This is a genomic window from Kitasatospora sp. NPDC087314 (genome assembly GCF_044744365.1).
Lineage (GTDB): Bacteria > Actinomycetota > Actinomycetes > Streptomycetales > Streptomycetaceae > Kitasatospora.
The window spans coordinates 232,390-251,767 of record NZ_JBIUYE010000007.1; the positions used below are offsets into that span (position 1 = coordinate 232,390).

The 19,378-nt window shown below is 71.3% G+C and carries 17 protein-coding genes and 1 riboswitch; of the genes, 13 read left to right on the top strand and 4 right to left on the bottom strand.

All coding sequences use genetic code 11. The features are described from left to right. Window positions 1-50 precede the first annotated feature (50 nt). A complete protein-coding gene (locus ACIO5E_RS17480; RefSeq protein WP_400668317.1) occupies window positions 51-1,343 on the bottom strand; it encodes an extracellular solute-binding protein in 1,293 nt (430 codons plus the stop codon). A 337-nt stretch (window positions 1,344-1,680) separates the two neighbouring features. Between ACIO5E_RS17480 and ACIO5E_RS17485 the strand changes: the two genes are divergently transcribed. From ACIO5E_RS17485 to ACIO5E_RS17500, 4 genes are all read left to right on the top strand, one after another. After that, a complete protein-coding gene (locus tag ACIO5E_RS17485; RefSeq protein ID WP_400668319.1) occupies window positions 1,681-2,472 on the top strand; it encodes a GntR family transcriptional regulator in 792 nt (263 codons plus the stop codon). A 321-nt stretch (window positions 2,473-2,793) separates the two neighbouring features. Then, window positions 2,794-3,060, top strand: a complete 267-nt coding sequence (locus ACIO5E_RS17490; protein WP_280676201.1) for a DUF3311 domain-containing protein — start codon at window positions 2,794-2,796, stop codon at window positions 3,058-3,060. Further along, on the top strand, window positions 3,057-4,670 hold the full coding sequence (gene mctP, locus ACIO5E_RS17495) for a monocarboxylate uptake permease MctP (protein WP_400668323.1): 1,614 nt from the start codon (window positions 3,057-3,059) through the stop codon (window positions 4,668-4,670). Before ACIO5E_RS17490 ends, mctP begins: the two co-directional genes overlap by 4 nt. A gap of 155 nt (window positions 4,671-4,825) precedes the next feature. Beyond that, on the top strand, window positions 4,826-5,614 hold the full coding sequence (locus ACIO5E_RS17500; protein ID WP_400668325.1) for a histidine phosphatase family protein: 789 nt from the start codon (window positions 4,826-4,828) through the stop codon (window positions 5,612-5,614). A gap of 7 nt (window positions 5,615-5,621) precedes the next feature. Here the strand turns inward: ACIO5E_RS17500 and ACIO5E_RS17505 are convergent, their stop codons facing one another. Continuing rightward, complete coding sequence (locus ACIO5E_RS17505) at window positions 5,622-6,581, bottom strand: helix-turn-helix domain-containing protein (protein ID WP_400668328.1); 960 nt, start codon at window positions 6,579-6,581, stop codon at window positions 5,622-5,624. 397 nt (window positions 6,582-6,978) lie between these two features. On the opposite strand from ACIO5E_RS17505, the gene ACIO5E_RS17510 reads away from it, so the two are divergent. The 7 genes from ACIO5E_RS17510 to ACIO5E_RS17540 all read left to right on the top strand — a co-directional run bounded on the left by ACIO5E_RS17510 (window position 6,979) and on the right by ACIO5E_RS17540 (window position 17,256). Next, a complete protein-coding gene (locus ACIO5E_RS17510) occupies window positions 6,979-7,473 on the top strand; it encodes a GNAT family N-acetyltransferase (RefSeq protein ID WP_400668331.1) in 495 nt (164 codons plus the stop codon). Window positions 7,474-7,548: 75 nt separating this feature from the next. Beyond that, window positions 7,549-8,544 carry a DUF2510 domain-containing protein gene (locus tag ACIO5E_RS17515; RefSeq protein WP_400668334.1) on the top strand — a complete coding sequence of 332 codons (996 nt, stop codon included), beginning with the start codon at window positions 7,549-7,551 and terminating at the stop codon, window positions 8,542-8,544. Between the two features lie 379 nt (window positions 8,545-8,923). Further along, entirely contained in the window at window positions 8,924-10,795 is a 1,872-nt protein-coding gene (locus ACIO5E_RS17520; protein WP_400668337.1) for a glycosyltransferase family 2 protein, read from the top strand. Then, window positions 10,795-12,129, top strand: coding sequence for a glycoside hydrolase family 26 protein (locus ACIO5E_RS17525; protein ID WP_400668340.1), 1,335 nt, complete (start codon window positions 10,795-10,797; stop codon window positions 12,127-12,129). Before ACIO5E_RS17520 ends, ACIO5E_RS17525 begins: the two co-directional genes overlap by 1 nt. A 62-nt stretch (window positions 12,130-12,191) precedes the next feature. Continuing rightward, a complete protein-coding gene (locus ACIO5E_RS17530; RefSeq protein WP_400668343.1) occupies window positions 12,192-13,424 on the top strand; it encodes a ricin-type beta-trefoil lectin domain protein in 1,233 nt (410 codons plus the stop codon). 65 nt (window positions 13,425-13,489) lie between these two features. Continuing rightward, a riboswitch (cobalamin riboswitch) is annotated at window positions 13,490-13,632 on the top strand. 190 nt (window positions 13,633-13,822) lie between these two features. Then, on the top strand, window positions 13,823-16,240 hold the full coding sequence (locus tag ACIO5E_RS17535) for a ribonucleoside-diphosphate reductase subunit alpha (protein ID WP_400668742.1): 2,418 nt from the start codon (window positions 13,823-13,825) through the stop codon (window positions 16,238-16,240). Continuing rightward, on the top strand, window positions 16,240-17,256 hold the full coding sequence (locus ACIO5E_RS17540) for a ribonucleotide-diphosphate reductase subunit beta (RefSeq protein WP_280676219.1): 1,017 nt from the start codon (window positions 16,240-16,242) through the stop codon (window positions 17,254-17,256). The genes ACIO5E_RS17535 and ACIO5E_RS17540 overlap by 1 nt, the downstream gene beginning before the upstream one ends. A gap of 61 nt (window positions 17,257-17,317) precedes the next feature. Here ACIO5E_RS17540 and ACIO5E_RS17545 read toward each other — a convergent pair whose 3' ends face one another. Together ACIO5E_RS17545 and ACIO5E_RS17550 are read right to left on the bottom strand one after the other, a co-directional pair. Next, complete coding sequence (locus tag ACIO5E_RS17545) at window positions 17,318-17,500, bottom strand: DUF397 domain-containing protein (RefSeq protein ID WP_400668347.1); 183 nt, start codon at window positions 17,498-17,500, stop codon at window positions 17,318-17,320. Between the two features lie 20 nt (window positions 17,501-17,520). Then, on the bottom strand, window positions 17,521-17,697 hold the full coding sequence (locus tag ACIO5E_RS17550) for a Scr1 family TA system antitoxin-like transcriptional regulator (RefSeq protein ID WP_400668350.1): 177 nt from the start codon (window positions 17,695-17,697) through the stop codon (window positions 17,521-17,523). A 133-nt stretch (window positions 17,698-17,830) separates the two neighbouring features. On the opposite strand from ACIO5E_RS17550, the gene ACIO5E_RS17555 reads away from it, so the two are divergent. Together ACIO5E_RS17555 and ACIO5E_RS17560 are read left to right on the top strand one after the other, a co-directional pair. After that, window positions 17,831-18,103 carry a hypothetical protein gene (locus tag ACIO5E_RS17555; RefSeq protein WP_400668353.1) on the top strand — a complete coding sequence of 91 codons (273 nt, stop codon included), beginning with the start codon at window positions 17,831-17,833 and terminating at the stop codon, window positions 18,101-18,103. A 162-nt stretch (window positions 18,104-18,265) separates the two neighbouring features. Next, complete coding sequence (locus ACIO5E_RS17560) at window positions 18,266-19,327, top strand: ferritin-like protein (RefSeq protein ID WP_400668356.1); 1,062 nt, start codon at window positions 18,266-18,268, stop codon at window positions 19,325-19,327. Window positions 19,328-19,378: the final 51 nt, after the last annotated feature.

Genomic DNA, 19,378 nt, shown 5'->3' on the forward strand with positions numbered 1-19,378 from the left:
GTCGCTCACCGACCCCCCGCCGGGGGCCGGTGAGCGACGCCGCTCGGTGCCTACTGCTTCTGGTTGAGCCGCTTCGCGATCTCGTCGTCGTACTTCTTGGCCGTGGCCGCGTAGTCGCCGCCCTGCAGGACCGCGGTCAGGAAGTCCTTGACCGGGTTCGGGTTGTCCTCGACGCTGGCCCAGTTCGGGGTGTTCGGGGTGATCCCGCCGACCGCGGCGGCCGACTGGGCGGCCTTCGCGAAGTCACCGGTGAGCTGGCTGTTCAGCGCGGCCTTGTTCGGGATGTTGCCCGCGGCGGCGACCAGACCCTCGTTCTTGTCGTTGAGGGCGACCTTCAGGAAGTCCTTCGCCATGTCGGTGTTCTTGCTCTGCGAGGCGATCGCCAGGTTCGAGCCGCCGAGGAAGACGCCGGAGGGCTTGTCGGCGGTCTTGCCCGGGAGCGGGAAGAAGCCGATCTTGTCCTTGGGCATGGTCTTCTCGTCGGGCAGCTCCCAGCCGAGGCCGATCATGGTGCCGACGTTGCCCTTGCCGAAGACGTCCTTCTGCTGCGGGGTGGCCTCGTCCTTGTCCTTCGGACCGGTGACCGAGTAGCCCTGCAGCTTCTTGTAGGTCTCGAAGGCCTTCTGCGCCTCGGGCGAGGACAGGCCGCCGACCCACTTGTCGCCGTCCTTCTTGGCGATCTTGCCGCCCTCACCGGTGAGCAGGCCGAAGTAGGTGTACCACTCCTGACCCGGCAGGTAGATCGGGTCGGCGACGCCGTCGGTGGTCTTCAGCTTCTCCAGGTCGGTGTAGAACTCGTCCAGGGTCTTCGGCGCGTCGGTCAGGCCGGCCTTGGTCCACAGGTCCTTGTTGTAGGCGACGACGCGGTTGGAGACCCACCACGGGGCGGCGTACTGCTTGCCGTCCAGGATCGCGGACTCGTTCTGGTTGGCGGCCCAGTCGGCCCCGCCCAGGTTGGCCTTGTCCTTGGTGATGTCGAGCAGGCCGCCCGAGGCCGCGTAGCCGGCGGTCTGGGTGTTGCCGACCTCCACGACGTCGACCGAGCCCTCGGACAGCGCGGCGGTGACCTTCGCGCCGATGCCGCCCCACTCCTGGATCTGGAAGTCGACCTTCGAGCCCGGGTAGGTGGTCTCGAACTCGGTCTTGACCGCGTCGGTCCAGCCCTTCGGGGCGGAGCCGCTCATCAGCCACACCTTCAGCGTCTTGCCGCTGTAGTTCTTGGCGCCCGCCGCGGACGACGAGCCCGAACCGGCGTTGTCGTCCTTCTTGCCGTCGGAGCCACAAGCCGCCAGGCCGACGACCATTGCTGCGACGCCGACCGCCGCGATGAGCTGACGCTTCACGCCATCCTCCTGAGGGATGCCTGGGTTACCCCCGTCGGGCGGCAGCGGCAGACCCACGTAAAGCGGGGGGAAAGGTGCCGCGGACCCCTTCGAGCGGGTGGGGGGATTCGTAGTGACCGGCCTAGTGGTGTAGACCAGATGCCTGGAGCTTGGCCTAGACCAATGGGCCTGTCAACGGGAGTTCGACCGATCCGGACCACCCGTTATCAAGCCGACACCGCACATCGTTCATCGCGTGATGAGGTATTCGTTCCGTAGCCATACATGCAACGATGTCACCCGTTAACGATGTGGCGGGGTCCGTAAAGACCCTGTGAGAAACGGGAGAACAGGTCCGATGAGCAGCGACGGGGGATCCACCGCCCAGGTCAACGACCCCGAGGTGAAAAACCTCCCGACGCAGGCCGGCGCCGACCCGACCGCGCGCGTCCCCAAGTACTACGGCCTCAAGCGCCACCTGCTCCAGCTCACCGAGACCCAGCCCGCCGGCACCCCGGTCCCGCCGGAGCGCGCGCTGGCCGCCCAGTTCGACACCTCGCGCACCACCGTCCGCCAGGCGCTGCAGGAACTGGTCGTCGAGGGCCGGCTGGAGCGCATCCAGGGCAAGGGCACCTTCGTCGCCAAGCCCAAGGTCGCCCAGGCCCTCCAGCTCACCTCCTACACCGAGGACATGCGGGCCCAGGGCCTGGAGCCCGCCTCGCGGCTGATCGAGATCGGCTACATCACCGCCGACGACCGGCTCGCCCCGCTGCTCGACATCAAGCCCGGCGGGCGGGTGCTGCGGATCGAGCGCCTGCGGCTGGCCAACGGCGACCCGATGGCCATCGAGGTCGCGCACCTGTCCGCCAAGCGCTTCCCCGCGCTGCGCCGCAACCTCGCCAAGCACAACTCGCTCTACGCGGCGCTGCGCGAGGTGTACGGGGTCACCGTGGCCGAGGCCGAGGAGACCATCGAGACCACCCTCGCCAACCCGCGCGAGGCCGGACTGCTCGGCTCCGACCTCGGGCTGCCGATGCTCCAGCTCTCCCGGCACTCCTTCGACGCCGAGGGAGACCCGGTGGAGTGGGTCCGCTCGATCTACCGCGGCGACCGCTACAAGTTCATCACCCGGCTCAAGCGGCCGGAGTAGTCGACGGCGGCTCACGCCCCCTTCGCACCACGGGCACCGGCGCGCGCGACCCGCGCGCCGGTGCCCGTTCGCGTCACCCGGGCGGCCCGTACCGGTCGAATACACCCGGACGGCGTCCAGATGGCGGGAAGTCGCCCCGATCCCGGTGACATGGATCACCCCATGCCCTAGATTGCGCAGCCGTACTGACTGCCGATCACCGATGGTGCTGCTCGGCGGGCTCGCGGGGGCGTGCGGTGCTCCCGGGGCTGCGGCGCCGACGGGGAACCCTCCGGAGCGGAGCCGAAGATGCCGTCTGATCCCGATGCCACCGAACCTGTCATGCCCGAGCCACCCGGGGACCGGGTGCCGGCGGTGACCCCCGAGCGGGTGCTGGCCGGGCTCGCCCTGCTGGTGCCGATCGTCGCGTTGCTCTGGGTGTCCTCGTACGACAAGACCGACCCGCCCGCGGGCGGGGTGCCGTTCTTCTACTGGTACCAGCTGCTCTGGGTGCCGGTGTCGGCGGTGTTCACCGTCGCCGCGTACCTGCTGATCAACCGGGACGAGAAGGCCCGCACGGCGGCCCGGAAGGCGGGTGGCGCGCGATGAAGGACGTCAACGTGCCGGCCCTCGTGGTCTTCGTGCTGTTCTTCGCCCTGGTCACCGTGATGGGCTTCCTCGCCTCGCGCTGGCGCCGGGCCGACGACGCGGCGCACCTGGACGAGTGGGGCCTGGGCGGCCGCAGCTTCGGGACCTGGGTCACCTGGTTCCTGCTCGGCGGCGACCTCTACACCGCGTACACCTTCGTCGCCGTCCCGGCGGCGGTCTACGCGACCGGCGCGGCGGGCTTCTTCGCGGTGCCGTACACGATCGTCGCGTACCCGCTGGTCTTCCTCTTCCTGCCCCGGCTCTGGTCGGTCTCCCGGGTGCACGGGTACGTCACCCCGGCCGACTTCGTCCGCGGCCGGTACGGCTCGCGGCCGCTCTCCCTGGTCGTCGCGCTGACCGGGATCCTGGCCACCATGCCGTACATCGCGCTCCAGCTCGTCGGCATCCAGGCGGTGCTGGACGTGCTCGGCGTCGGCGGCGGCGAGAACGCCAACTGGTTCGTCAAGGACCTGCCGCTGTTCATCGCCTTCGGCGTGCTGGCCGCCTACACCTACTCCTCCGGGCTGCGCGCCCCGGCGCTGATCGCCTTCGTCAAGGACGCGCTGATCTACATCGTGATCATCGTCGCGGTCATCTACATCCCGATCCGGCTCGGCGGCTACGGGCACATCTTCGACGCGGCGGCGCACAAGTTCAGCGCCCCCAAGTCCGGCGGCTCGATGACCCTCCCGGACAACAAGCAGTGGACGTACGCGACGCTGGCGCTGGGCTCGGCGATGGCGCTGTTCATGTACCCGCACTCGGTGACCGGCGTGCTGGCCTCCAAGTCCCGCAACACCGTGCGCCGCAACATGGCCATCATGCCCGCGTACTCGCTGATGCTGGGCCTGCTGGCGCTGCTCGGCTTCATGGCGATCGCCGCGGGCGTCGGCCAGGGCGACAAGAAGTTCAACGCCCAGCTGTCGGTGCCGCAGCTGTTCGCCGACATGTTCCCGGACTGGTTCACCGGCGTGGCCTTCGCCGCGATCGGGATCGGCGCGCTGGTGCCGGCCGCCATCATGTCGATCGCGGCGGCCAACCTGTTCACCCGCAACGTCTACAAGGAATGGCTGAAGCCCACCGCCAGCCCCGCGGACGAGACCCGGATCGCCAAGCTGGTCTCGCTGCTGGTCAAGGTCGGCGCGCTGGTCTTCGTGCTCGGCATGGACAAGCAGGCCGCGATCAACCTCCAGCTGCTCGGCGGCCTGTGGATCCTGCAGACCTTCGTGGCGATCGTCGGCGGCCTGTTCACCCGCTGGTTCCACCACTGGGCGCTGTTCGCCGGCTGGGCGGCCGGCATGGCGTACGGCACCTGGACGGCGTACGGCATCGCCAGCCCCGCCACCAAGCACTTCGGCGGCAACGCGGCCGCGATCCCCGGCATCGGCGAGATCGGCTACATCGGCCTGACCGCCTTCGCGCTCAACCTGCTCGTCGCGGTGGCGCTCACCCTGGTGCTGCGCGCGGTCAAGGCGCCCGAGGGCCCGGACGAGACCCGGCCCGCCGACTACAGCGCCGAAGCCGGCGACGAGGAGCCGAAGAACGCGCCGGAGCCCGTAGCAGCGCACTGATTCGCGCTGCACGCGCCCTGTGATCGCGCCGCCCTCTCCGTGAACACTGGAGAAGGCGGCGCGATCATATGTATGAACAGCCGCCTTCGCAGAGCACCACCAGACCGGACCGGCGACCGGCCGGAAACTGATCGACCCACGGGGAGCACGCGGCCATGGCAGAACCCGGCACCACCCTCAACGGCCAGCACCAGTCCACCCAGAGCCCGCACCACCTCACCACCCACCGCCCGGCGACGGCCACCCGGCTGCCGTCCGTCCTGATCGCCACCCGGCACGGCGAGTCCACCGCCAACGTCGAGTTCCAGCTGGCCGAGGCCGCCGGCGCGCTCAGCGTCCCGATCAGCTGCCGGGACGCCGACATCCCGCTGTCGCTGCACGGCCAGCAGCAGGCCCAGGCGCTCGGCCGCTGGTGGGCCGGCCTGCCCAGCGCCGACCGCCCGCGCAGCGTCTGGTGTTCGCCGTACGTGCGCACCACCGAGACCGCCCGGATCGCGCTCGCCCAGGCCGCCGGGCTCGGCGCCGTCCCGGTCACGCTCGCGGTGCGCTACGACGAGCGGCTGCGCGACCGCGAGCTGGGCGTCCTGGAGATGCTGCCGCGGGCCGCGATCGAGGCCAAGCACCCGGAGGAGGCCGCCCGGCGGCGCAAGATGGGCGAGCTGTACTACCGCCCGCCCGGCGGCGAGTCCTGGGCCGACGTCGCGCTGCGGGTGCGCGGCCTGCTGCGGGACCTCTGCGAGGAGGAGGCCGGACGGCCCGTCCTGCTGGTCGCGCACGACTGCACGGTGCTGATGCTGCGCTACGTGCTGGACCGGCTCACCGAGGAGCGACTCACCGCGCTCGGGCCGGTGCACAACTGCTCCACCAGCCTCTGGCGCGCCCAGGACGGGCGGCTGCACCCGGACCGCTGGAACACCGTCGACCACCTGGCCCTGGAGAACTGACGATCCGTCACCTCCGCTCCTCCGGGTCGGCGAAGCAGCGCCGGTAGGCGAGCGGTGTGGTCCCCAGGCGGCGCCCGAAGTGGTGCCGCAGCGCCGCCGCGTTGCCGAAGCCGCAGCGGGCGGCGATCGCGTCCACCGGCTCGGTGGTGGACTCCAGCAGCCGCTGGGCGAGCAGCACCCGCTGCCCGGTCAGCCAGCGGTGCGGGGTGGTGCCGGTCTCCTGCTGGAAGCGGCGGGCGAAGGTGCGCGGGGACATGTGGACCCGGGCGGCCAGCTGCTCGACGGTCGCGTCGCGGTCCAGGTGGTGGCGCATCCAGTCGAGCAGCGGGGCCAGCGAGTCGCCGTCGCCCCCCGGCAGCGGGCGGTTCACGAACTGGGCCTGCCCGCCCTCCCGGTGCGGCGCCACCACCATCCGGCGGGCGATCCCCCGGGCCACCTCGGCACCCTGCACCTTGCGCACCAGGTGCAGGCAGGCGTCGATGCCGGCGGCCGTCCCGGCGGAGGTGATCACCGGGTCGTCGTCCACGTACAGCACGTCCGGCTCGACCGTGGTCAGCGGGAAGCGCCGGGCCAGCTCCTCGCTGTGCCGCCAGTGGGTGCTGGAGCGGCGGCCGTCCAGCAGTCCGGCGGCGCCGAGCACGAAGGCGCCGCTGCAGATGGAGAGCACCCGGCCGCCGTCCGCCACCACCGAGCGCAGCGCCGCCAGCAGCGGCTCCGGGTAGTCCGGGCGGATCGCCGTCGCGGTGACCACCGCCAGGTCGGCCCCGGCCAGCCGCTCGGGGCCGTGCGGGACGTCCACCGCGAACCCGGAGTGGGTCGCGTGCGGCCCGGGACGGGCCCCGGCGATCGCGAAGTCGTACCCGGGCAGGCCCTCGTCGGTGCGGTCCAGGCCGAAGACCTCGCAGGCGACGCCGAGCTCGAAGGGGTGCACCTCCTCCAGCACCACGGCGACCACGTTCTTCAGCATGCCGCCCAGGATGCCCGGCGGGCGTCGCGGGCGGAAGGGCCCGGGTGGCAGGATTTCGAGGCAATCGGTCGTTCCTGCCACTCGTGGCCGCCGCGCGGCCCGGCCAGAGTGGAGCCATGGACACCGACACTCTCGCAAGCGCACTCGCCCTGGCCGGGGCCGTCGGCGGTTTCGGCCTGCTCGGCACCCTGATCGGCCGGGAGGTCGCCCGCGGCGCCGCCGCCGGCCGCGACAACTGGCACCGCCCGGGCGGCTACCCGGCCGGCCCGGAGCGCCTGGACCGGCTGTACGGCAGCCTGCCGGCCGCCTCGCTGCGCCCCTCCGCCGACCCGGCCACCCTCCCGGTCCGGGCCACCCCGGAGATCACCACACCGCACGGCTCCGGCACACTGGCGGGATGGACATCCTCATCCGCCAGGCCCGTTCGGAGGACCTCGACGACGCCGGCCGCATCACCGTCGAGGCCTTCGTCGGCGACGGCCACACCTCGCCCACGAGCGGCTACGTCGAGCTCCTGCGCGACGCCGCCCGCCGGGCCCGGGAGGCCGAGCTCCTCGTCGCGGTCGACGCGGCCGAAGGACGGGTCCTCGGCTGTGTGACCTTCGCCGTCGGCGGCACCGAGTGGGCCGACATCGCCGCCCCGAGCGAGGGCGAGATACGGATGCTGGCCACCGCCGCGGCCGCCCGCGGCCGGGGCGTCGGCGAGGCCCTGGTCCGCGCCACCATCGCCCGCAGCCGCGAACTCGGCCTGGCCGGCATGGCCTTCTCCACCCGCCCCGAGATGACCGCCGCCCACCGCGTCTACGAGCGGACCGGCTTCCGGCGCACTCCGGAGCGCGACTGGGCGCCGTACCCGGGGATGAACCTGATGGTCTACACGATGGCTTTCTGAGACCGCGTCGGCCGCTGCGCACGGGCCTGTGACGTGAAATGACCATCTGATCGGGGCACTGCTAGGATCCGCCGCATGACGACGGGGAGTACGCCAAGCGGCTGGTACGACGACCCTTCCGGGCAGCCCAACACGCTGCGCTGGTGGGACGGTTCCGCCTGGACCGACAGGATTCAGGCCAAGCCGGGAGGCGCCGCCGCGCCCGCGAGCACCTTCCCGGGCCACCCCGCCCAGAACGCCGCCGCGTCGACCGTCGTCTCCCCCACGGTGCCGGGTCCGCAGCCCGGGCCCGTCACCCCGGCCCCCAAGCCGATCCCGACCTCGGTGGTCTTCGAGACGGTCGAGCCGAACCGCGCCAAGCGCAGGGTGCTCCTGGCCGTCGGCGCCGTCGTGCTGTCGGTCGTGATGGCCGGCGCCGGGTACGTCGTCGGCCACAAGACCGGCAACTCCGGCTCGGCGAAGGCCGGCCCGACCACCGCCCCGACGGCCGCCGGCGACCCGAAGAGCCCGAACGGCTTCATGGGCACCGCCCTGACCGGCGGCCAGCCACTCGCCGGTGGGCGGGAGATCACCGGCCAGGACTCGAAGATGAACTTCATGCTGCCGCAGGACTGGCAGGTCCAGGTCGACGCCAAGAACCCGAACGACGTCCGCTACGCGGTCGGCCCGTACGCCTGCGTGGGCCACGGCAGCGGGGCCTGCACCCGCGGCCTGGTCGTCCAGAACCTCCGGGTGTTCAACGGCGGCTGGTCCGACCCGAAGTCCCTGGTGCTCGGCATGGGCCAGCTGCTCTACAACGCCCGTTACGGCTCCGACGCGCCGACCCCGCCGGAGCCGGTGAAGCAGTCGGCCGTCAAGATCCAGGGCATGGACGGCTACCTCGCGCTGTGGCACGTCCCGATGTCCAGCGGCTCCTCCACGCCGGACGGCTACTGCGGCGTCCTCCAGGTCACCCCGGCGGCCGGGGCCACCACCGTGCCGGTGCTCCAGATCTGCCTCGACCAGGCGCCGGAGGCCCCCTCGCTGGCGCTGATGGACCAGATCGCGAACTCCGTCAAGATCACCCCCTGAAGCCCTCCCGACCCACGGGCCACCCCGCAGGCCCCACCGTCCCGGTGGGGCCTGCGGCGTCCCGGCGCCCCTGGACCCGAACCCCGACTGTGACCGTCCGGCAGCGGCCCGTATGCTGACCGTTTGAACGACTATCAGCCAAGCCAGCGAGGGTGTCGGCCCACCCGCGGACCCGTCCCACCGACGGCCGGGTGACCAGCGCCGACGAGCGGTGACAGAGCAGGGAACCAACGGCTTCGGCCCAACGGAGCGGTTGCATGGGGGCATACCGGTGGACTCCACCAACGAACACGCGGCGACCAGGGGTAACCGGGGACGGGGACGCCACGGACGCGTCCTCCCCCGGGCCCGGCACGAACGGCGGATCGTCCGCAGGGACGTGCGCAACACCGCCGCCCAACGCGCCTACGTCGCCTGCGCCGAGACCGCCGGCCCGCTGACCCCCGGCGAGGACGGTGCCGCCGTCCGCTACCGCTCGGTCTCCTCCCGCGGCGTCACGTTCGTCATGACCGTCCTGGTGACGGTCAACGCACTGGCCGGCCTCGCCTTCGTCGGCTGGCTGCTGCTGCCCGAACACATCCCCGGCTCCGGTGTCGGCTGGTCCCCGGACTGGCGGATCAACCTGGCCCGCATCTGCTTCTGCGCCGTCATCACGGTGGAACTGGTCCGGCTGGTCCAGAACCTCGCCGTCTGGGTGTTCGCCTTCCGCGCCAAGGACCCGGTGCCGGTCACCCCGCCGCCCGGGCTGCGGGTCGCCGTGCTGACCACGATCGTGCCCTCCAAGGAGCCGATCGAGATCGTCGAACGCACCCTCGCGGCGATGCTGCGGATCGAGTACGACGGCCAGGTCGACGTCTGGATCCTCGACGAGGGCGACGACGACCGGGTCAAGAAGATGGCCGCCCGACTCGGCGTCCACCACTTCAGCCGCAAGGGACGCCCCGAGTACAACCGGTCCGAGGGCGAGTTCCGGGCCAGGACGAAGTCCGGCAACCACAACTCCTGGCGCGCCGAGCACGAGCACGGGTACGACGTGGTCGCCCAGATGGACCCGGACCACGTCCCACTGCCCTGCTTCCTGCAGCGCACCCTCGGCTACTTCCGCGACCCCGACGTCGCCTTCGTGGTGGCCCCCCAGGTGTACGGCAACATGTACGACAACTGGGTCGCCCACGGCGCCTCCGTGCAGCAGTACCTGTTCTCCGGGCTGGTCGAGCGCGGCGGCAACGGCATGGACGCGCCGCTGCTGATCGGCACCAACCACCTGTACCGGCCCACCGCCTGGCAGCAGATCGGCGGCTACCAGGACTCGATCATCGAGGACCACCTCACCAGCATGCGGATCCAGGCCTCCGTGAACCCGGAGACCGGCCACCGCTGGAAGGGCGTCTACACCCCGGACGTCCTCGCCGTCGGCGAGGGCCCGACCTCCTGGACCGACTACTTCAACCAGCAGAAGCGCTGGGCGTACGGCATCTGGGAGATCCTGCTCAAGAACCGGCTGCGCTCGGGCATCAAGCTGCGGCTGCGCCAGCGGGTGCTCTACGGCCTGGTCCAGTTCTACTACCCGAGCGTGGCGCTCAACACCGTCCTCGGCAGCCTCGCCACCTCCGTGTACCTGGCCCTCGGCGTCACCTCCATCCACCTCAACAGCGCCCACTGGACGGCCCTGTGGGGCGCCAGCATGGGCAGCTGGTTCGTGCTGTGGCTCTGGCTGCGCCGGTTCAACCTGGCCGCGCACGAGCGGCGCGAGATCGGCATGGCGGGCATGGGACTGGCCCTGTTCGCCGGCCCGGTCTACGTCGCCGCCGCCGTCGCCGCGCTGCTGCGCCGTCCGCTCGCGTACGCCGTCACCGCCAAGGGCGACCTGCGCAGCGCCGAGTCGCTCTCGACGTTCCGGCTGCACCTGGTGTGGGCGGCCGTCGCGGGCGGACTGCTCGGCGCGAGCTTCACGCTCCACCACGACCTCTGGATCCTGCGGTTCTGGGCCGGAGTCAGCCTGCTCACCGGCGTCGCGCCGCCGGTGATCTCCTTCGTCAGCGGACGCCGCGAGGCCCGCGCCCGGCGGGCCGCGGCGACGTCGGCGCCCGTCGGGGCCGCCCCCGCGGCCGGACACCTGCCGGCCCAGCGGAGCGAACCGCCGCGCGACGGGAAGACCGGCCGCGGCGACGAACCCGCCGCCGCGGACGAGTTCGAGGAACTGCTGGAGCCCGCCCGGGCCGGCGGCCGGTCGAAGCAGGGAGGCCGCTGATGCTGCGGATCACCGTGCCCCGGATCGCCGCCCTGGTCGCCCTGGCCCTGATGGTCGGGTACACCTTCGTCCTGGCGCCCCGGCTCTCCCGCGCCGACCGGGAGCCGTACGCCTTCGCCGGCGCCGCCCCGACCGCGCTGCCGAGCTGGCTGGCCAGCGCCCTGGCCGCGCCGCCGAGCGCCGACCCCACCACCCCCGGCACACCGGCGGCCCCCGCACCGACGACCGGCGCACCGACGACCGGCGCACCGCCCCAGCCGCCGCTGTTCCCGCCGGCCGGCGGCGCGTTCACCGGCATCATGACCAAGACCGGCCCGTACGACCTCGGCCCGCTCGACGAGTTCACCGCCGCCGTCAAACACCAGCCGAACGTGCTGGAGTTCTCGGTGGGCTGGTGGGACCGGAAGTTCGACCGCCGGGTCTTCGACACCGTCGCCGAACGCGGCATCATGCCGATGGTCGCCTGGGAGCCCTGGGACTACCACAAGGAATCGAAGGACGACAAACTCCGCGGCGACCAGCCCGAGTACGCCCTGGCCAACATCATCGACGGCAAGTTCGACGACTACATCAGGACCTGGGCTGAGGGCATCAAGGGCCTCGGCTACCCCGTCGCCCTGCGCTTCGCCCACGAGATGAACGGCTACTGGTACCCCTGGGCCGAGCAGGCGAACGGCAACAAGAAAGGCCAGTACGTCCAGGCCTGGCGGCACGTCCACGACATCTTCAAGCAGGCGGGCGCCACCCGGGTCACCTGGGTGTGGAGTCCCAACGTCGACTACGAGAACGCCACCAGCCTGAACTCGCTCTACCCCGGCGACGACTACGCCGACTGGATCGGGCTGTCCGGCTACTACGGCACCACCGGCGTCGAGAAGTACAAGTCGTTCGACCAGATCTTCCAGCCGACCATCAAGCAGGTCCGGGAGTTCACCCAGAAGCCCGTGGTGATCACCGAGACCGGGGCCACCGACACCGCGGGGCTCAAGGCCCAGTGGATCACCGAGATGTTCTCCCAGCTCCCGCAGCACCCCGACATCATCGGCGTGATCTGGTACGAGGCGCGCAAGGAGGTGGACTGGCGGGTGGCCGCGTCCGGCGCGGCCGCCGAGGCGTACGCCGCCGGGGTCGCCGCGCCCCGCTACAGCACGCCGTGGACCGTCCACTCCGAGCCGGCCCTGACCGTCCCGCCGCCGGCCCCCGCCCCGGCCCCCGACCCGCCGGCCTCCCCCACCCCCTCGACGTCCCCGTCGGCCGCCACCACGAAGCCCCCCGTCAAGAAGCCGACCTCCGGCGCCACCCGGCCCCGGTCGGGTTCCACGCCCGCAGGGTGAGCGCGCCACCGACCCGGCCCCCGCACCGGCCGGCCACACCGCCGCAGGGAGGCGAGGACCCCATGGCCCACCCCGTCGTGCCCGGAACCGGGCGCCCCCGTCTGCGACCGTGGTGGTGGCTCGCGCCGTCCATCGCGATCGTGCTGGCCCTGTGCGCGGTGCTGCTCCCGCAGGACCGCCAGGAGCCCACCAGGGCCGCCCCGGCGGTCACCCCGCTGCCGGCCGCCACCGCCGGCGAGATCTGCTCCACGGGGGACAACCGCTACCCGTCCCAGGCCGTCGACTCCGGCCGCTACCTGATCAACCCGAACGAGTGGAACGCCACCGGCGGCCTCTGCATCAGCAGCACCGACGGCGGACCCGGCTTCCGGGTGACCCGCAGCGGGATCAGCCCCGCCAGCCTGACCGACCCGGACCGGGGCCCCGGCGCCTACCCGCACATCAGCACCCAGCTCCAGCCCGGCACCGGCCCGCTGCCCATCGCCGTCAACAACCTGCGGTACGCGACCAGCAGCTGGCGCACCACCCAGGTCGACGACGGCGTCTACAACGCGTCGTACGACGTCTGGTACAGCAACAGCCGGACCAGCTGCTCCTTCACCGAGAGCGCCGAGCTGATGATCTGGCTGCGCGGGAACGGCAAGACGCCGTTCGGGCAGCAGGCCGGCGAGCTGCGGGCCGGCGGCGCCTCCTACCGCGTCTACCAGGCGCCGAAGAAGAGCAGCCACACCCTGATCACCTACGAGATGGCCACCAGCGCCACCTCCGTCACCGACCTGGATCTGCGGGCCTTCACCCGCGACGCCGTCCAGCGCGGCTACGTCCCGGCCGGCTCGTACCTGTGCGCCGTCCAGGCCGGGTTCGAGATCTGGGCCGGCGGCGCCGGGCTCAGCAGCGACTCCTTCTCGTTCCAGGCCGCCGCCGGACAGCCCAGCGGGGCGATCACCTCGGCCGTGCCCGGCCGCTGCCTGGACAGCCGGATGACGGACGATCCCGCCCTGCTGGGCGCCGGCACCTGCGACGGCTCGCCCGCGCAGACCTGGACGATGGGGGACGACGGCTCGATCGGCCAGTCCGGGCGCTGCGTCGAGGACCCCGACATCGGCTTCCCCGTCCTCACCGGCTGTACCTCGCGCCCCGACCAGCGCTGGCGGGTCACCCCCGCCGGCCAGCTCGCGAACCAGGACACGGGGCGCTGCATCGAGAATCCGGGCGCCTCCACGGGCGGCGCGACGCAGGTGCGGATGCGCCCGTGCGACGGCCGCACGGCCCAGGAGTGGCACCCTCCGGCCTGAGCAGATTACCGCACACAGACTCGATCGACCCTGCCGCGCGACACTACATGTGGGGCTGCATCGGACTCACGCCACTAGATGTATGCTCGTCCCTGCTGTCGACGCAGGGGAACCCGGTGCGAATCCGGGACTGCCCCGCAGCGGTGTGCGGGCGGCTCCAGTAGCCGCCCCGCGAGTCCGAATACCTGCCGATGGTGTGCGCACCGGCCCTCCCGCAGAGGCCGCACCAGCACGAGAAGTACCTTCCGGGCCTCGCGGGCGGGCCGGGGACGCCACTGTCGCGCGACGCATCCTGCGTACGTGCCGTGCTCCCCTGCCCCGAACGGTCCGGTGCCCCGATCACCGCCGCACGATCGCCGCCAGGAGAGAGCGCCTTGACCATCGCTGCCTCAGCCACCCTGCCCGCCCAGGGAACCGGCTCCGCCTTCACCGACCCGACGGTCTCCGACCCCGGGGGCGCGCTGCTGCGGCTGCTCACCGACCGCAGCGTCGACCTCCCCCAGGCCGACCCCGGCCACGTCGCCGCCGCCGCGCTGCGCGGCCGCCACGCCGGTTCGGACTTCGCCGAGCTGCGCGGGCTGGCCGTGGACGCCGCCGCGTCGATGATCGCCGAGGACCCCCAGTACTCGAAGCTGGCCGCCCGGCTGCTCGCCCTGGAGATCGTCGACGAGGCGAACAGCCAGGGCTCGGTCTCCTTCGCCGCCTCGATCGCCGTCGGCCACGCCGAGGGCCTGATCGGCGACACCACCGCCGCCTTCGTCGCCAAGCACGCCGCCGCCCTGGACGCGCTGATCGACCCGCGCGGCGACGACCGCTTCGAGTACTTCGGCCTGCGCACCGTGCAGTCCCGCTACCTGCTGCGCCACCCGATCACCCGCAAGGTCATCGAGACCCCGCAGCACTTCCTGCTCCGCGTCGCCTGCGGCCTGGCGGTCGGCGACAGCGAGCAGTCGGTGCGCGAGGTCTCCGAGCTGTACGGCCTGATGAGCCGGCTGGAGTACCTGACCTCCTCGCCGACCCTGTTCAACTCCGGCACCCGGCACCCGCAGATGTCGAGCTGCTACCTGCTCGACTCGCCGCTGGACAACCTGGACTCGATCTACAGCCGCTACGCGCAGATCGCCCGGCTCTCCAAGCACGCCGGCGGCATCGGCCTGTCCTACTCGCGCATCCGCTCCCGCGGCAGCCTGATCCGCGGCACCAACGGCAAGTCCAACGGCATCGTCCCGTTCCTGCGCACCCTCGACTCCTCGGTCGCCGCGGTCAACCAGGGCGGCCGCCGCAAGGGCGCGGCCTGCGTCTACCTGGAGACCTGGCACGCCGACATCGAGGAGTTCCTGGAGCTCCGCGACAACACCGGCGAGGAGGCGCGGCGCACCCACAACCTCAACCTGGCGCACTGGATCCCGGACGAGTTCATGCGCCGGGTCAACGCCAACGCGGACTGGTCGCTGTTCTCCCCCGCCGACGTGCCCGAGCTGGTCGACCTGTGGGGCTCCGACTTCGACGAGGCCTACCGCAAGGCCGAGCTGGCCGGCAAGGCCGTGCGCACCATCCCCGCGCAGACCCTGTACGCCCGGATGATGCGCACCCTGGCGCAGACCGGCAACGGCTGGATGACCTTCAAGGACGCCTCCAACCGCGCCGCCAACCAGACCGCGCTGCCCGGCCGCACGGTGCACTCCTCCAACCTGTGCACCGAGATCCTGGAGGTCACGGACGACTCCGAGACCGCCGTCTGCAACCTCGGCTCGGTCAACCTCGGCGCCCACGTGGCCGAGGGGGCCTCGGCCGAGGACCTGCTCGGCGCCATGGACTGGGAGCGGCTGGACGCCACCGTGCGCACCGCCGTCACCTTCCTCGACCGCGTGGTGGACATCAACTTCTACCCGACCACCGAGGCCGGCACCTCCAACTCCCGCTGGCGCCCGGTGGGTCTGGGCGTGATGGGCCTGCAGGACGTCTTCTTCAAGCTGCGGATCGACTTCGACTCGGCGGAGGCCGCGCGGCTGTCCACCATGATCGCCGAGCGCATCATGCTCACCGCCTACGAGCGCTCCGCCGACCTGGCCGAGCAGCTGGGCCGCCACGAGGCGTACGGCGAGACCCGCGCCGCGCGCGGCGAGCTGCACATCGACCACTTCCCGACGGCCGCCCCGCAGTGGGCCGACCGCTGGAGCGCGCTGCGTGCCCGGATCGCCGAGACCGGCCTGCGCAACTCGCTGCTGCTGGCCATCGCGCCGACCGCGACCATCGCCTCGATCGCCGGCGTGTACGAGTGCATCGAGCCGCAGGTGTCCAACCTGTTCAAGCGCGAGACGCTGAGCGGCGAGTTCCTCCAGGTCAACCCGTACCTGGTGCGCGAGCTGAAGGAGCTCGGCGTCTGGGACCAGCAGACCCGGGACGCCCTGCGCGAGGCCAACGGCTCGGTGCAGGAGCTGGGTTGGCTGCCCGCCGAGGTGCGGTCGCTGTACCGGACGGCCTGGGAGCTGCCGCAGCGCGCGCTGATCGACCTGGCCGCGGCCCGCATGCCGTACCTGGACCAGAGCCAGTCGCTGAACCTGTTCATGGCCGCGCCGACCATCGGCAAGCTCAGCTCGATGTACGCGTACGCGTGGAAGGTCGGTCTGAAGACCACCTACTACCTGCGCTCGCGCCCGGCCACCCGGATCGCCCAGGCCGCCTCCGGCACCGCCCGTGCCGCCGCGCCCGCGCCCGCGCCCGTGCCGGTGAACACCCCCGCCCTCACCCCGGAGCAGGAAGCCGCGCTGGCCTGTTCCCTGGAGAACCCCGAGTCCTGCGAGGCCTGCCAGTAATGACCGCCGACGACCGCAAGATGCTGCTCGACCCCGGCTTCGAGCTGACCCTGCGTCCGATGCGCTACCCGTCGTTCTACGACCGGTACCGCGACGCGATCAAGAACACCTGGACCGTCGAGGAGGTGGACCTGCACTCCGACGTCGCCGACCTGGCGAAGCTGAGCGAGGGCGAGCGCCACCTGATCGGCCGCCTGGTCGCCTTCTTCGCCACCGGTGACTCGATCGTCTCCAACAACGTGGTGCTGAGCCTCTACAAGCACATCAACTCCCCGGAGGCGCGGCTGTACCTGAGCCGTCAGCTGTTCGAGGAGGCCGTGCACGTCCAGTTCTACCTGACGCTGCTCGACACCTACCTGCCCGACCCGGAGGACCGCGCGGCGGCCTTCGACGCGGTGGAGAACATCCCCTCCATCCGCCAGAAGGCGCAGTTCTGCTTCAAGTACATGAACGCGGTCGACCACATCGACTCGCTGCAGACCAAGGAGGACCGCCGCGCGTTCCTCCTGAACCTGATCTGCTTCGCGGCCTGCGTCGAGGGTCTGTTCTTCTACGGCGCGTTCGCGTACGTGTACTGGTTCCGGTCGCGCGGTCTGCTGCACGGCCTGGCCACCGGTACGAACTGGGTGTTCCGCGACGAGTCCATGCACATGGACTTCGCGATGTCGGTCGTGGACACCGTTCGCGAGGAGGAGCCCGACCTCTTCGACGACGAGATGGCCAAGCAGGTCACGGAGATGCTGGAGGAGGCCGTCGAGGCCGAGCTCCAGTTCGCCCAGGACCTGTGCGGCGACGGTCTCGCCGGCATGAACACCGAGTCGATGCGCCAGTACCTGGAGGCTGTGGCCGACCAGCGCCTGGCCCGCCTCGGCCTGCCGATCCGCTACGGGTCGACCAACCCGTTCGGCTTCATGGAGCTGCAGAACGTCCAGGAGCTGACCAACTTCTTCGAGCGCCGGGTCTCCGCGTACCAGGTCGCCGTTGAAGGTTCGGTCGCCTTCGACGACGACTTCTAAGCCTTCAGATCTGACAGAGGTGCCCCGTACGGCCGTGGCCGTGCGGGGCACCCCTGTTGTGTCAGTCGGTCGAAAACTCCCCGCCCTTGACCCCGGCTACGAAGGACGCCCAGGCCTCAGTCGGGAAGAGCAGCGCCGGCCCGTCCGGATCCTTCGAGTCACGAACGGGAACGACACCGGTCACACCATCGGCCACCTCGACGCAATCGCCGCCCTGCCCGCTGTAACTGCTCTTACGCCACACGACGTTTCCTCCCCAACTGCCTAGCGGTACAGCTCCTGCCGCACCCGAGCGATCATGTCGAGACTGTCAGCCGGGCTCAAGGCAATCGAACGAAGCGAATCGAAGATCAGCGTGTAGTCCTCAGTCTCCGCTGGCGTCTCCATGTAGAGCGTCCCCGTTCGATGTTCGACACACACAACGTCCGAGTACGTCGGCACGGGCCTCCTCCGAGACCGGCCGAGGCCTGCTGCTCGTCCAGGAGTTGGCCACCCAGTGGGGCTGCTGCCCCCGCAAGGGCGGCATCGGCAAGTTCGTCTGGTGCCACGTCTCCGCGCCCGCCGAGCACGCCGCGTGAGCGCCGTCCGCGCCGGGATCAGCGGCATCATGGCGCCCGCTGACTTCCCCAGCCTCGACCACGCGCTGCCCGTCCTCTGGGAGCGTGTCCGCGAACTCCCCGTCCGCCAGGCCCACCGGGACTTCATCCGCCTCTGCATCGGGCCCGGCGGCGGCGACGGCGTCGCCCTCTGCCTCTCCCGGGGCGGCAGCTGGAGCATGACCCTCTACGTCGGCGAGATGACCAGCTGGACCGCCCACCCGATCACCATCACCACCCACCAGCCCTGAACTCCCCCGCCCCGCCCGGCTCTCACGCCGGGCGGGGCGGGGGGCATCCGCACGTGCACCGCCCGTCCGGATGAACTCCCGGGCCACACCGGCATCGCGTACCTACGTACCACCAGGCCCCCCGCTACGGTCCGGCGCACAGCCGAACGAAAGGGGTACGCCGTGACGACCGGAATCCTGGACTACCGGAGCGACGCGATCGTCCAGCTCATGAACATCCCGGAGGAGGACTGGACCGAACAGGAGCTCAAGGACGCGCTCCAGCGGGCGATCATGCTGGAGTTGTCGACCATCCCGCCGTACGCCACCGCGCTCTGGTCGATCACCGATCCGGACAACAGCCAGCCGATCCGCAACACCATCCACGAGATCGTCTTCGACGAGATGTCGCACTTCGGCCTGGTCTGCAACATGCTCACCAGCATCGGCGGCACCGTCGTCCTCACCGACCCGCTCACCGTCCCCACGTACCCGGGCGAGCTGCCCGGCGGCGTCAACCCCGGGCTGGAGGTCTTCCTCAGCGGCCTGACCCGCGACTCGGCGGGCCTCTTCTCCGACATCGAGAAGCCCGAGAACCCGCTCGCCTTCGCCGCCGACGGCAACACCATCGGCGCCTTCTACCAGCGCATCGCCAACGTCTTCCCGAAGTTCGCCGACCTCCTCACCGGCCAGCACCAGGTGAGCTTCCCACTCGGGTCGAGCCACGGTGCCGGCAACGACATCGTCCCGATGAACACCATCGACGACGTGTTGAACGCCATCCACGTCATCCAGACCCAGGGCGAGGGCACCGACGCCTCCCCGGACAACCCCTTCCCCGGCGCCCCGGGCGAACTCGCCCACTACTACGCCTTCAAGGAGATCGCCGTCGGCAAGAAGCTGGTCCAGAACCCCACGACGAAGAAGTTCGAGTTCACCGGCCCCGACCTCCCGCTGCCGGACGCCCACCCGGTCGCCCGCGTCCCGGCCGGCGGCTGGGCCAACGACCCCGCCAACAAGCCCGACCAGGCCACGGCCGCCCTCCTGCGGACCTTCAACCAGCAGTACAGCGACATGCTGCGCGCCCTCGAACAGGCCTGGGGCGCCGCCGGGCCGAACTCGCTCTTCCAAGCGATCGGGCTGATGGGCCAACTGCGCGGCACCGCCCAGCAGATCAACGGCGTCAAGCTCCCCGTCGACCCGCGCTTCACCTACGGCCCGGAGTGGCTCTTCGTCCCGGCCTGACAGGCGCCGGAGCGCCGCCGCCCCGTACGGAACTTCGGTACGGGGCGGCGG